General features: G+C 38.6%; 12 protein-coding genes. 11 read left to right on the plus strand and 1 reads right to left on the minus strand.

Annotated elements, in window-relative coordinates; translation table 11 throughout:
- Window positions 1–180 precede the first annotated feature (180 nt).
- The 3 genes from prfB to ftsX all read left to right on the plus strand — a co-directional run bounded on the left by prfB (window position 181) and on the right by ftsX (window position 2,910).
- Window positions 181–1,276 (plus strand): peptide chain release factor 2 gene (gene prfB / locus PCY09_RS00220; protein WP_125397084.1). Its coding sequence is split into 2 segments (ribosomal slippage): window positions 181–252 and window positions 254–1,276, totalling 1,095 coding nucleotides; the frame shifts between segments, so codons are not numbered across the junction.
- A 22-nt stretch (window positions 1,277–1,298) separates the two neighbouring features.
- Window positions 1,299–1,991, plus strand: coding sequence for a cell division ATP-binding protein FtsE (ftsE, locus tag PCY09_RS00225; protein WP_008809379.1), 693 nt, complete (start codon window positions 1,299–1,301; stop codon window positions 1,989–1,991).
- Complete coding sequence (gene ftsX, locus PCY09_RS00230) at window positions 1,984–2,910, plus strand: permease-like cell division protein FtsX (protein ID WP_020992596.1); 927 nt, start codon at window positions 1,984–1,986, stop codon at window positions 2,908–2,910. The genes ftsE and ftsX overlap by 8 nt, the downstream gene beginning before the upstream one ends.
- A gap of 41 nt (window positions 2,911–2,951) precedes the next feature.
- On the opposite strand, the gene PCY09_RS00235 is transcribed toward ftsX, so the two are convergent.
- Window positions 2,952–3,587 (minus strand): MBL fold metallo-hydrolase, encoded by a 636-nt coding sequence (locus PCY09_RS00235; RefSeq protein WP_125376873.1) that lies wholly within the window; start codon window positions 3,585–3,587, stop codon window positions 2,952–2,954.
- 188 nt (window positions 3,588–3,775) lie between these two features.
- Between PCY09_RS00235 and PCY09_RS00240 the strand changes: the two genes are divergently transcribed.
- From PCY09_RS00240 to PCY09_RS00275, 8 genes are all read left to right on the plus strand, one after another.
- A complete protein-coding gene (locus tag PCY09_RS00240) occupies window positions 3,776–6,247 on the plus strand; it encodes a bifunctional DnaQ family exonuclease/ATP-dependent helicase (RefSeq protein WP_125392424.1) in 2,472 nt (823 codons plus the stop codon).
- 116 nt (window positions 6,248–6,363) lie between these two features.
- Window positions 6,364–7,341: a YeiH family protein gene (locus tag PCY09_RS00245; protein WP_125397085.1), complete on the plus strand. Its 978-nt coding sequence runs from the start codon at window positions 6,364–6,366 to the stop codon at window positions 7,339–7,341.
- Window positions 7,342–7,353: 12 nt separating this feature from the next.
- Window positions 7,354–8,586, plus strand: coding sequence for an FtsW/RodA/SpoVE family cell cycle protein (locus PCY09_RS00250; protein ID WP_125397086.1), 1,233 nt, complete (start codon window positions 7,354–7,356; stop codon window positions 8,584–8,586).
- A 13-nt stretch (window positions 8,587–8,599) separates the two neighbouring features.
- The gene (locus tag PCY09_RS00255) at window positions 8,600–9,148 is read left to right on the plus strand and encodes a DJ-1 family glyoxalase III (protein WP_125397087.1); all 549 of its coding nucleotides are present in this window, start codon (window positions 8,600–8,602) and stop codon (window positions 9,146–9,148) included.
- Between the two features lie 153 nt (window positions 9,149–9,301).
- Window positions 9,302–9,880 carry an HAD family hydrolase gene (locus tag PCY09_RS00260; protein WP_125397088.1) on the plus strand — a complete coding sequence of 193 codons (579 nt, stop codon included), beginning with the start codon at window positions 9,302–9,304 and terminating at the stop codon, window positions 9,878–9,880.
- 1 nt (window position 9,881) lies between these two features.
- On the plus strand, window positions 9,882–11,831 hold the full coding sequence (gene gyrB / locus PCY09_RS00265; RefSeq protein WP_125397089.1) for a DNA topoisomerase (ATP-hydrolyzing) subunit B: 1,950 nt from the start codon (window positions 9,882–9,884) through the stop codon (window positions 11,829–11,831).
- 85 nt (window positions 11,832–11,916) lie between these two features.
- On the plus strand, window positions 11,917–13,641 hold the full coding sequence (ezrA, locus tag PCY09_RS00270) for a septation ring formation regulator EzrA (protein ID WP_061584915.1): 1,725 nt from the start codon (window positions 11,917–11,919) through the stop codon (window positions 13,639–13,641).
- A 92-nt stretch (window positions 13,642–13,733) separates the two neighbouring features.
- Complete coding sequence (locus tag PCY09_RS00275; protein ID WP_061584914.1) at window positions 13,734–14,402, plus strand: hypothetical protein; 669 nt, start codon at window positions 13,734–13,736, stop codon at window positions 14,400–14,402.
- Window positions 14,403–14,415 lie beyond the last annotated feature (13 nt).

Below are 14,415 nucleotides of genomic sequence, written 5' to 3' on the forward strand. Positions count from 1 at the left end.
CAGACATTTTCATGTCGTGAAATTTACTTTTCTAACAATTTTGTAACAAGGAGTCCCTTGGCTTGCTATTCATTAAAAAGTATCATACACTGGATTCTGGACTTTTTGAATTTTATTTCAAAAAATAGTCAAACGTGTATAAGTATGGTATAATTAAACGATATGTGAAAAGAGGTAGTTATGGATATTTCAGAAATTCGTCAAAAGATTGACGCAAATCGTGAAAAATTAGCTTCTTTCAGGGGGTCTCTTTGACTTAGAAGGTCTGGAAGAAGAAATCGCCATCTTAGAAAATAAGATGACAGAACCTGACTTTTGGGATGATAATATTGCCGCTCAAAAGACATCTCAGGAATTAAATGAACTCAAACAAACCTATGAAAATTTCCACCAGATGACGGATCTTTTTGATGAATCGGAAATTTTGCTTGATTTTCTAGCTGAGGATGATTCGGTTCAAGAGGAGTTAGAGGAAAAGCTGGCAGAACTCGAGAAAATGATGACCAGCTATGAAATGACTTTGCTTTTGTCTGAACCATATGATAATAATAATGCGATTCTCGAGATTCATCCAGGCTCTGGAGGTACAGAGGCTCAGGATTGGGGAGACATGCTGCTCCGTATGTATACACGTTTTGGCAATGCCAAGGGCTTCAAGGTAGAGGTTCTAGACTATCAGGCAGGTGATGAAGCTGGTATTAAATCAGTCACTCTTTCTTTTGAGGGGCCGCATGCCTATGGTCTGCTTAAGTCGGAAATGGGAGTTCACCGTTTAGTTCGAATTTCTCCATTTGACTCAGCTAAACGTCGCCATACGTCCTTTACTTCCGTAGAGGTTATGCCTGAATTGGATGATACCATTGAGGCAGAAATTCGAGAAGACGATATTAAGATGGACACCTTCCGTTCGGGCGGAGCTGGTGGTCAGAACGTCAATAAGGTTTCTACTGGTGTGCGACTGACGCATATTCCTACTGGAATTGTGGTGCAGTCTACCGTTGATCGGACTCAGTATGGAAACCGTGATCGTGCAATGAAGATGCTTCAGGCTAAGCTGTATCAACTTGAACAAGAGAAAAAGGCAGCTGAAGTTGACTCATTAAAGGGCGATAAAAAAGAAATTTCGTGGGGAAGCCAAATTCGCTCTTACGTCTTTACACCTTATACTATGGTTAAAGACCACCGGACCAGTTATGAAGTGGCCCAGGTTGATAAGGTAATGGACGGCGATTTAGATGGCTTCATCGATGCTTATTTAAAATGGCGTCTCAACTAACAGAAGGGAATTTTAGTAATAAATGTCTATTATTGAAATGAGAGATGTTGTCAAAAAATACGACAACGGAACAACAGCCTTGCGAGGTGTGACGGTAAAAGTAGAGCCAGGGGAGTTTGCCTATATTGTAGGACCCTCAGGTGCAGGGAAATCAACTTTTATTCGCTTGCTCTACCGTGAAGTTGCACTTGATAAGGGTGCGTTGACAGTTGCTGGCTTCAATTTGGCTAAGATAAAAAAACGTGACGTACCAATGCTTCGCCGTAAAGTAGGAGTAGTCTTCCAAGACTATAAACTGCTTCCAAAGAAGACAGTATATGAAAATATTGCTTATGCCATGGAAGTAATTGGTGAACGCAGAAGTCACATTAAGAAACGGGTTATGGAAGTATTAGACCTAGTAGGACTTAAGCACAAGGTTCGTTCTTTCCCTAATGAGCTTTCAGGGGGAGAGCAACAGCGGATTGCTATCGCTCGTGCCATTGTCAATAACCCTAAGGTTTTGATTGCTGACGAGCCAACTGGGAACTTGGACCCAGATAACTCTTGGGAAATTATGAACTTATTAGAGCGGATTAACCTGCAAGGTACAACAGTTCTAATGGCGACCCACAATAGCCAAATTGTAAATACTTTACGCCATCGCGTCATTGCGATTGAAAATGGCCGTGTGGTACGTGATGAAGCGGAAGGAGAATACGGATACGATGATTAGTAGATTTTTCCGTCATTTGATAGAGTCGCTAAAAAGTTTGAAGCGAAATGGTTGGATGACGGTAGCCGCAATCAGTACGGTAATGATTACTCTTAGTTTGGTTGCTATTTTTGTTTCGGTTATTTTGAATACGACAAAATTAGCCAATGACTTGAAAAACAATGTTCGAGTGATGGTTTATGTTCGCAAGGATATTGAAGACAATAGTATGACGGTTGTTAAAGAAGGTCAGACTGTTGATAATGAAAATTACCATAAAGTCTATGATGCTTTGAAAAAAATTGACCATATTGAAAAAATCACTTTTTCAAGTAAGCAAGAGCAATACGAAAAATTGACAGAGACTATGGGAAGCGATTGGAAAATCTTTGATGGTGACGCCAATCCCCTATATGATGCCTACATCGTTGAGACAACCGATCCAAAATATGTTTCTTCAGTGAAGGAAGAAGCCCAGAAAATCGACGGGGTCTCAGATGTACAAGATGGTGGAGCAAACACCAAGCGGATTTTCTCTTTGGCTGACTTTATTCAGACTTGGGGCTTAATCTTGGCTGGTATGTTGATATTCATTGCTATCTTCTTGATTTCCAATACTATTCGGATTACCATTATTTCTCGGAGTCGGGAGATTCAAATTATGCGATTGGTAGGAGCAAAAAATAGTTATATCCGCGGACCTTTCTTGTTAGAAGGTGCTTGGATTGGTCTACTTGGAGCTGTTATGCCGGCAGCCCTAGTTTATTTTGCATATAATATTGCCTATCGATCAGTCAATAAAGGTTTAGTGGCGCAAAATCTCTCAATGATTGCACCTAAACTCTTTATTCCGATCATGATTGCCTCTCTCTTTGTTTTGGGAATCATTATTGGCTCAATTGGATCTGTCTTCTCAATGAGACGTTTCTTGAAGATATAAACAAAAGGATTAGCTTAGCTAATCCTTTTCATTCTGTCCTTTTATTTTAAAAATGGATTGAACATTTTTTCATGGGCAATTGTTGTAGCAGGTCCGTGTCCTGGATAGACATCATATTCTTTCGGCAAATGAAGCAATTCTTGTTTGATACCAGCAATCAGCTGGTCAAAATTTCCAGTTGGAAGGTCTGTGCGTCCAATAGATTCTCTAAAGAGAGCATCTCCGGACAGAACAAAATGACCTTCAGGGAAAACAAGTGAGACCCCTCCGATAGAGTGCCCCGGAGTGGGGAGGACATAAAATTTAAAACCATCTAATTCATAATTTTGATGATAACTAAAGAAATGCTCAGCTGGTTTCAAGACAAGTGTTTCGATATCGTTATGGCGATCGAGTCCAGAAAGATTCAACTCAGGTGTATAGAGCCAGCTGGCTTCGCTTTCAGCTACATAGACTGGAGGATATCCAAATGATTCTCGAACCAAATCTAGGCTCATGATATGGTCATAATGGGTATGGGTTAGTAAAATTGCTGAAATAGGCTTTCCGATTTCAGTGATTTTCTTTTGGATTGCTTGAAAGTTACTACCGGGATCAACTAGGATCAGATGACTATCATTTTCTATATAATAGGTATTTTCGTAAGCTAAAGGATTTAATGTTTTATGTACTTTCATGATTTTTCCTCTCTATCTATGATGAGTGTATCAAAAAAATTAAGTTTTAGCAGAAATGAAGCTCAATAATGGAATATCTATCTCTTGTTAAAGCTAGATTATCTAATCTAGAAATCATCTAAGTACTCTCTGGCTTTCATTATTCTAGCCTCGCATCTTGACTGCAAACATGGTATAATTTTGATAAGATGAAACGAAAAAATATGAAGTATGCTATTGTCGATTTGGAAGCGACAGGAACAGGTAGCACCGCAAAAATTATTCAAGTAGGAATTGTCATTCTAGAAAATGGAGAGATTAAGCAGACCTATCAAACAGATATTAATCCTCATGAGGCTTTAGAAGAACATATCAAACAGCTGACAGGTTTGTCTGATCAGCGCTTGAGTCAAGCTCCAGACTTTTCGCAAGTGGCTCGTGAGATCTATGAATTGATTGAAGATGCTGTCTTTGTAGCCCATAATGTTAAATTCGATGCAAATTTATTAGCAGAATCGCTTTTTTGGGAAGGTTTTGACTTATTGTCTCCTCGTGTCGATACTGTAGAGTTGGCTCAAGTCGTGTTTCCAACTTATGAAAAATATGGACTCTCCAGTCTCTGTGAACTGCTGGAAATTCCTTTGGAACAAGCCCATACGGCTATTTCAGATGCTATGGCGACAGCCCTACTATTTTTAAAAATCCAAGAAAAAATTCAAAGTCTACCCAAGCCCTTACTAGAACGCCTTCTTGTCTTGTCTGACAGCTTGATTTATGAGTCCCGCTTGGTGCTGGAAGACTGTTTTGAGAAGATGCCAGATGGAAGAGCTTGTGACTGGCTTGATTGTCAAGGTATTTATCTAAAAAAGCAGACTAAGATTGGTAAAGAAAGATGTCTATCTAGTGATTTTGCTAAAAATATTTCTTTGCTTGGACTAGAAGAAAGACCTGAACAGCAAAAGTTTGCTTCTCTCATAGAAGAGGCCATGAAAAATCCTTTGCCTAATTTCTTGCAAGCCCAGGCTGGTTTAGGAAAGACCTATGGTTATCTGCTACCTCTTTTGGCACATTGTCAGGAAAAGATCGTAGTCAGTGTACCGACTAAAATTTTGCAGGATCAAATTGCAACTGGAGAAGGAAGAGCGATTGAAGAAGTTTTTCAAGTAGCTTTTCATAGTTTAAAAAGTCCAAAATCCTATATCAAGTTGGATGCTTTTTACCAGAGTTTAGAGCGCTTGGATGATAATCGCTTGCTTAACCGTTGCAAGATGCAGCTTTTAGTTTGGCTTACTGAAACTAAAACAGGAGACTTAGAAGAAATTGGTCAAGCTCATCGTTATCAAGCTTTTTTCGAGGAGATAGGACATGACGGCCAATTGAGCAAAAAATCTTTGTTTTACGGTGTAGATTTTTGGCAGATTGGACAGGAAAAAGCAAGGGAGAGTAGAGTATTATTGACTAATCACGCTTACCTCCTCACTCGTTTAGAAGATGATAAAAGTTTGATTGAAGGACGTATTTTAGTAGTAGATGAAGCTCAGAAGCTCTTTTTGGCTTTAGAAAGCTTTTCTCAGAAAGCTCTCAAGATGAATCAGCTACTGCAGACAATTCAGCAAGAAATTCCTCATGCCGATTCCCTGCTGGAACAACGTCTACTTGAAAGTCTGCAATTTGAACTAGCACAGCTAGTGGAAGTTCTTCATAACGAAAGAGTGAGTGAAGTAAGTGACAAAACCTTACTTAAGCTTAGACAGGATTTGTCTGAACTTCCAGATCACTATCTTCCAGAATTGCGTGAGATTTTGGATCACAGGTATGAACAATTTTGGTTGGAAGATGAATATTTCGAACAACATCGAGTAACTAGTCTTCATGCTGCTAGATTATCTTTAATGAATTTTCAGGATTTTCTGCCTGAAAGGGTCCAGCTCTTTTTCATATCTGCAACCTTGGAAATCAGCCGAAAGGTGAATCTAGCTCAGCTACTTGGCTTTCAAGCCTATCAATTTTATCATTTGCCAGCTAAGAATTATCACCAGCAGAGAATTTGGGTCGATAAAGACTTTCCGGACTTGGTTGATTTGCCACTTTCTCAGCATGCCCGATTGATTGCTGAGAGGATTGAAAGTTTATCCAGCTTAAACCTTCCGATTTTGGTTCTGTTTACTTCTAAGGAGCTCTTGTTAGAAGTATCAGAAAACTTGTCTTTGCAGCATTTAGCTCAGTATAAGAATGGAGATGCTAGTAACATTAAACGTCGCTTTGATCGAGGAGAAGCTCCAATATTACTGGGGACAGGTAGTTTCTGGGAAGGAACGGACTTTTCTAGTCAGGATAAAATGATTCAAATCATTACACGTCTACCTTTTGACAATCCGCAAAATGTTTTCACGCAAAAGATGAATCGTCGGCTTCGTCTTGAAGGGAAAAACCCCTTTTATGATTATGGCTTGCCAGTTGCGATTTTACGCTTGAAACAAGCTTTGGGGCGAACAGTACGACATCGCAAACAGCAGTCTGCTGTTCTTATCTTGGATAATCGTGTCTATACCAAGCGATATAGTCGCCAGATTAGAGGAGTCTTGACGAAGACAGCACCAATTGAGCAGTCTTCTTTTGAGCAGATTCTGCAAGATATGAGATTTTATTTTAAAAATAAAACTGTTAAAAAGAAGAACTAGTGGATGGGTGCAAAATTTTGAAGAAAGATAAAATTTCTCCAAATAATCCTCTGACTCAAGTACTTAAATTTTGCTATAATAGAAACATTGAAAAAAGAAGAAGGTTCTGATTAATCATGTTTAAAAAATACATTCCAGGTTTGGGTTTATCATTAGCCATAGCTGCGATTGCTACCTGTTTGGGCAAAGCTTTTCCTTTGTTTGGCTCTAGTGTATTTGCAATTTTACTTGGTATTCTGTTGAATCATTTTTGGAAAATTCCTCAGAAATTTCATCCTGGTTTGGCTTTTTCGGGTAAGAAACTCTTGCAGTATTCCATTATCTTACTGGGGTTTAGTCTCTCTATTTCAAAAGTTTCTGCAACAGGCTTATCATCTTTAAAAATCAGTATTCTTACGATTTTACTAGCCTTTTTATCCGCTTATCTTATTGGGCGTTTTTTGGGAATGGGACGAGTCTTGACCTTGTTGATTGGTTTTGGAACAGCTATTTGTGGTGGTTCTGCTATTGCGGCGGCTTCACCGATTTTGGAGGCTAAAGAAGAAGAGATTGCTCTTTCGATTTCAACTATTTTCTTCTTCAATATTTTGGCAGTTTTCATTTTCCCTTTTCTTGGACATGTCATGCAGATGTCGGCTGAAACCTTTGGAATCTGGGCAGGAACAGCTATCAATGATACTTCGTCTGTAGTAGCTGCTGGCTATACCTATGGTCAGACCTCTGGTGATTTGGCAACCATTGTTAAATTAAGTCGAGCACTAATGATTGTGCCAGCTTGCCTCATTTTTGCAGGTGTTCGCTATCTTAAGTCCCAGTCATCTAAGCAAAAAGTAGATCTAAAGAAAATTTTCCCTTGGTTTATTTTATGGTTTGTCTGTGCATCTCTGATTAGTAGTACGGGTGTTTTACCTGCTTCCTTTATTTCCTTTACAAAAATTCTATCTCAATGGCTGATGGCAATGGCCTTGGCAGGAATAGGCTCTCGGGTCTCTTTTGCCCAGTTTAAACAAGCGGGAGCAGCTCCACTTTTAACTGGTGCCTTTGCTTGGTTTGTTGTTGCAGTATCTAGCTTGATTATTCAGTATTTTTTCTAGATAGGAGTGAGTATGTCTTATTTTAAACCCTCGATTGATTCTCGAGTGGATTATAGTTTAATTTTACCAGTTATTTGTTTATTGATTTTTGGGATCATGGCCATTTATATAGCAGTGAGTCATGACTACCCTGCTAGTGCCTGGGCAATAGTTGGACAGCAAATTGCTTGGATAGCTTTAGGGATTGTGATTAGTTTTGTCGTCATGTTTTTTAACACCAAATTTCTTTGGAAGATAACTCCCCTTCTCTACGTTTTTGGTTTAGGTCTCATGGTTCTACCCTTGGTCTTTTATAGCCCGTCTCTTGTTGCTTCGACAGGAGCTAAAAACTGGGTAACTATTGGTGGTACGACCCTCTTCCAGCCGTCGGAGTTTATGAAAATCTCTTATATTCTGATCTTATCGCGTTCAGTTGTTCAATTCAGCCAACGAAATAAAGACAAGATTAGGACGATTAAAATGGATTGGCTATTGATTTTAGAGCTCTTTCTCTATACAGTGCCAGTCTTGATTTTGCTGACCTTACAGAGTGACTTGGGGACGGCTCTTGTTTTTATGGCTATTTTTTCAGGAATTGTACTCTTATCTGGAGTCTCTTGGAAAATTATTCTTCCTATCTTTCTAACGGGCGTTTCACTTTTTCTAGCTTTTATGCTAATTTTTACCTGGGAAGGTGGTAGGGCATTTCTTCACAATCTAGGCATGCCGACTTACCAAATTAATCGGATTTTAGCATGGCTTCATCCTTTTGAATATGCCCAAACAACTACTTATCAACAAGCTCAGGGCCAAATTGCTATCGGTAGCGGTGGAATCTGGGGGCAAGGTTTTAATGTATCCAATTTATTAGTGCCGGTGCGAGAAAGTGATATGATCTTTACGGTAATTGCGGAAGACTTTGGCTTTATAGGCTCTATCTTCCTGATTGCCCTCTACCTCTTGCTTATTTATCGCATGTTAAGGATTACTCTGAAATCGAACAATCAATTTTATACCTACATTTCTACTGGTCTCACTATGATGCTGATTTTTCATATTTTTGAAAATATTGGAGCTGTGACGGGCTTACTTCCTTTAACAGGAATTCCCCTGCCCTTTATTTCCCAAGGAGGCTCCTCTATTATCAGTAACCTAATTGGAGTAGGTCTCTTGCTTTCTGTTAGTTATCAAAATAATCTTTTAGAAGAGCAACAGACAGGATATTCTAGAAGACGAAAGAAAATTATTCTGAAAAAATTAAAATAGGAGGATAGGATTCATGACGAAAGTTGCGGTTATACTGGCTAATGGTTTTGAAGAAATAGAAGCACTCACAGTTGTGGATGTTTTGCGTCGAGCCAATATTGCCTGTCATATTCTTGGATTTGAGCAAGTAGTGACAGGTTCTCATGGAATCAGTGTTCAAGCTGACCGATTGTGGCAAGGAAATTTAGACGATTATGATATGGTTGTTTTGCCGGGTGGAATGCCTGGGTCTGCTAACCTTAGAGATGACCAGGGCCTGATGAAAGCTCTAACTAAGATGCAGGAAGAAGATAAGTGGATTGCCGCAATCTGTGCCGCTCCCATAGCACTTGAAAAAGCAGGAGTACTGGAGAATAAAAAATTCACCTGTTATGATGGCGTTGAGGAGAGCATTAAGAGCGGGAATTACCTGAAGGAAACGGTGGTTACTGATGGCAAACTTATTACAAGTCGAGGTCCCTCAACTGCGCTTGCTTTTGCTTATGCCATAGTGGAGAAGCTAGGTGGTGATGCGGATTCCTTACGCCAGGGTATGCTATATACAGATGTTTTTGGAAAATAAACTAGAAAACCCATTTATCAATAAGTGGGTTTTTGTGTTTAAAAAATAAATGCGAAATTGATTCTTTATTTTTATTTGGATTAAAAGGATTCTTAACAGTATATTTGACCAATATTAGCGCTTTTTCAGGAAAAATATGGTATAATAAAAGCTATGGATTATCAAGATTATATCTGGGATTTAGGCGGTACGCTTCTCGATAATTATGAAACTTCCACAGCTGCTTTTGTACGAACCTTAGCGTCATTAGGCATAGAAGCCAGCCATGATGAAGTATATCAAGCTTTAAAAGTGTCAACGGATTATGCAGTACAACAGTTTGCTTCGGGAGTGAACGATTTTTTGAGGTCTTACAAGGCCAATGAAGCTAAGGAACTTCAGCATCCTGTTTTATTTGACGGAGCAAAAGAGCTACTAGAGATCATAATTGAGCAAGGTGGCAGAAACTTTTTAGTCTCCCACCGGGACAATCAGGTTTTAGAAATTATCTCTAAAACAGGAATTGAATCCCTCTTTACAGAAATTGTCACAGCTGATAATGGTTTTAAGAGGAAACCAGACCCAGAATCCATGAATTATCTTAAGGAAAAGTACCAGATTAGCTCCTGCTTAGTTATTGGTGATCGCCCATTAGATATAGAGGCTGGTCAAGCTGCAGGTTTTGCTACTTATCTTTTTGATAGCATGGAAAATCTAAAGAATTATTTACATTTAAATACAGAAAAGGAATAAAATGACAGAAGAAAAGCAACAAGACATCCAATCTCAAGAATATGATGCCAGCCAGATTCAGGTCCTTGAAGGACTTGAAGCAGTTCGTATGCGTCCGGGTATGTATATTGGATCAACTTCTAAAGAAGGTCTGCACCATTTGGTATGGGAAATCGTTGATAACTCTATCGACGAAGCCTTGGCTGGTTTTGCTAGTCATATTCAAGTCTTTATCGAAAAAGACAATTCTATTACAGTTGTCGATGATGGACGTGGTATTCCAGTTGATATCCAGGAAAAAACTGGCCGTCCTGCTGTTGAAACTGTCTTTACTGTCCTTCACGCTGGAGGGAAATTCGGCGGTGGTGGCTACAAGGTTTCAGGAGGTCTTCACGGTGTAGGTTCTTCTGTTGTAAATGCTTTGTCCACCCAACTAGATGTTAAAGTATATAAAAATGGTCAAATTCACTTCCAAGAATACACTCGTGGCCAGGTCGTGGCTGATTTGAAAGTGATCGGTGATACAGATCGTACAGGTACAACGGTTCATTTTACGCCAGACCCAGAAATCTTCACCGAGACTGTTGAATTTGATTTTGAAAAACTCAATAAACGGATCCAAGAACTTGCCTTTCTCAACCGAGGCTTGTCTATCTCGATTACTGATAAACGAGATGGTATGGAACAAAGTAAAGACTACCATTACGAAGGTGGGATTGCTAGTTATGTCCAGTACATCAATGAAAATAAGGAAGTAATCTTCGACAATCCTATTTATACAGATGGAGAAATGGAAGATATAACCGTGGAAGTAGCTATGCAGTATACGACAGGCTACCATGAAACGGTGATGAGTTTTGCTAATAATATCCACACACATGAAGGTGGGACACATGAGCAAGGTTTCCGTACAGCCCTAACTCGAGTCATCAATGACTATGCTAAGAAGAATAAACTTCTCAAAGAAAACGAAGATAATCTCACAGGTGAAGACGTTCGAGAAGGCTTGACAGCAGTTATCTCTGTTAAACACCCGAATCCTCAGTTTGAAGGACAAACCAAGACCAAACTGGGAAATAGCGAAGTTGTTAAAATTACCAACCGTCTATTTAGCGAAGCGTTCTCAGATTTTCTTTTAGAGAATCCTGCAGTTGCTAAGAAGATTGTTGAAAAAGGAATTTTGGCTTCAAAAGCTAGAATAGCTGCAAAAAGAGCGAGAGAAGTCACCCGTAAAAAATCTGGTCTGGAAATTTCGAATTTGCCAGGTAAACTGGCGGATTGTTCCTCAAATAATCCTGCTGAAACAGAACTCTTTATCGTAGAGGGAGACTCAGCTGGAGGTTCAGCTAAGTCAGGACGGAACCGTGAATTTCAGGCAATCTTGCCAATTCGAGGTAAGATTCTCAATGTTGAGAAGGCCAGCATGGATAAAATTTTGGCCAACGAAGAAATCCGGAGTCTTTTCACGGCTATGGGAACTGGTTTTGGTGCTGATTTTGATATTAGCAAGTGTCGTTACCAAAAATTGGTTATCATGACCGATGCCGATGTCGATGGAGCCCATATTCGTACCTTGCTTTTGACTTTGATTTATCGCTATATGAAGCCGGTCTTGGAAGCAGGCTATGTTTACATCGCTCAGCCACCTATCTATGGCGTTAAAGTTGGAAGCGAAGTAAAAGAATATATTCAGCCAGGTGCTGATCAAGAAATAAAACTTCAAGAAGCCTTAGCTAGGTATAGTGAAGGTCGCTCTAAGCCTACAATTCAGCGTTATAAAGGTTTGGGAGAAATGGATGATCACCAATTGTGGGAAACAACCATGGATCCAGAACACCGCTTGATGGCGCGTGTTTCAGTTGACGATGCTGCAGAAGCAGACAAAATCTTTGATATGCTGATGGGAGATCGGGTAGAACCACGTCGCGAATTTATAGAAGAAAATGCTGTTTACAGTACATTAGATGTATAGAAATGAAGAAATTGTATACAAGACTAATGAAATTATGATATAATCATTATGTTTATTCTCAAGTAATAATACGAAGGAGTTTTATATGTCTAACGGACTAATTATTCTAATCATAGTGATTGCAGTAGCTTTAATTCTTGCTTATGTAGCTGCTGTTGTCCTAAGAAAGAGAAATGAGACTCTACTTGATAGTTTGGAAGAACGTAAAGAGAAACTATATAATCTTCCTGTGAATGATGAAGTAGAGGCGATTAAGAATATGCATCTCATCGGTCAAAGTCAGGTGACTTTCCGTGAGTGGAATCAAAAATGGGTCGATCTTTCCCTTAATTCTTTTGCAGATATTGAAAATAATATCTTTGAAGCAGAAGGTTATAACAATTCCTTTCGCTTTCTAAAGGCAAAGCATGCGATTGATAACATTGAAAGTCAGATTAATCTGGTTGAAGAAGATATTGAGTTAATCCGTGAGGCCTTAGCAGACTTAGAAAAGCAAGAAGCAAAAAATAGTGGACGTGTTCTTCATGCTTTGGAATTGTTTGAAAATCTACAAGTTAAAGTAGCTGAAGACACTGAAAAGTATGGACCAGCAGTTCAAGAGATTCAAAAGCAATTGCAAAATATTGAATCAGAGTTCTCCCAATTTGTTACCCTTAATTCTTCTGGGGATCCAGTAGAAGCTGCGGATATTTTGGATAAAACTGAGAACCATATCCTTGCTTTAACTCATATTGTTGATAAGGTGCCAAGTATTGTCACTGAACTAAGAGAAGTTTTACCAGACCAGCTGGAAGATCTTGAATCTGGTTATCGGAAATTAGTGGAAGCTGGATATCATTTTGTTGAAACGGATATCGAGTCTCGCTTCTCACAACTCCATTCTAATATCACTCAAAACTATGAGAATATTGCTGCTTTGGAGTTGGATAATGCCCAATATGAAAATACTCAAATTCAAGAAGAAATCAATGCTTTGTATGACATCTTTACGCGAGAGATTGCTGCTCAGAAAGTTGTTGAAAAATTACAAGAAAACTTACCGGCTTATTTGAAACACACAAAAGAAAACAACCAACACCTTCAAAGTGAGTTGGATCGTTTGTCTAAGATGTATCTTCTATCTGATGAAGAAGATGAGAAAGTTCGTGATTTACAAAGTGAATTATCTGCATTAGAGGCAGTTGTTTTAGCTACTGTAGAAGACTCAGCTGAAAATAAACAAGCTTATTCGTTAACTCAGGAAGCACTTGAAGCAACTCAAGAGCGCTTGAAAGAAATTGAAGACGAACAAATCACTCTTGGTGAGCGTCTAGAGAGAATTGAAAAAGATGATGACAATGCTCGTCAAAAAGTCAACATCTACATCAACAAGCTTCACACAATTAAGCGCTATATGGAAAAACGCAATTTACCAGGAATTCCAAAGAGTTTCTTAAGTCTCTTCTTTACAGCCAGTGATCATACAGAGGCCTTGCTTACAGAGTTGGAGCAGTTGCGCGTAAATATTGATAATGTTAATTTGTTACTTGAAAATGTTACAAATGACATTCATGATTTGGAAACTGAAACCTATCAGATTGTTCAGTACGCAACTTTGACAGAACAGCTTCTTCAGTATTCTAATCGTTATCGTTCCTTTGATCAAAGTATTCAGGAAGCTTTTAATAAAGCTTTGGATATCTTTGAAAATCAATTCGATTATGAAAGTTCATTCGAAGTGATTTCTCAAGCTCTCGAGGTTGTTGAGCCTGGCGTAACAAGTCGTTTTGTTACATCTTATGAGAAAACACGCGAGAATATTCGATTTTAAAAGAGTTCCTAAGGGAACTTTTTTTCATTCTCAGCAAAAAAGCTCTTATGTTATAATAGAGGGAAAAATGAAAGCGGAAAGTCTATAAAAGAATGAAAAAGATTAAAAAATATATTACTCTCATTATTCTCGGAGGTGTAGTCGTTTTATCGATAACGTTGATAAATGGCTGGCGTTTGGATGATTATACCATTCCAAAAAACAGAACAAGAGAACAGTATGATTTTGAAGGCACTTTTGAGCCAATGTTTAAGTTTTTAGAACAAGAGAAAAAGGATTTTACTGGATTAAAAGGTTACATAAGTCGTGTTTATATAGAACATGGAGACGAAGTCAAAAAATATTCAGTGGATTTAGATATTACTCAAGCTGATATTAAGGGTGATTACACAATAACAATCGGTGATAAAGAAGAGACTATTCCCGTTACTTATTCTAACGGCAAACTAACTTACAGCTCAGAGATAACTCCTTTATTTGATGAAGAGATTCTTAACTTAGTTGTTCAAAGAAATCATTTTGAATCCTTAGATGTGAAAGAGACTTTTAAGAGTGCAGAAACAGAGCTTCGCGATATCATCTACCAGCCAGAAAATCAATCTGAACTCTTTAAACATCTCAAAAACAAGTATGATCTACCAGAGGATACTACCTGTCGAATAAGATTAGATCACTCTAGTGGAACAATTTATGGGATTTCAATACTAATGGAATCAAAGGATGAGGCTGTTCAAATAGATTTAACTATATTTAAACAATAAGATGGATAATCAA

It is taken from the genome of Streptococcus sp. SG2 (assembly GCF_030439925.1).
Taxonomy (GTDB): domain Bacteria; phylum Bacillota; class Bacilli; order Lactobacillales; family Streptococcaceae; genus Streptococcus; species Streptococcus gordonii.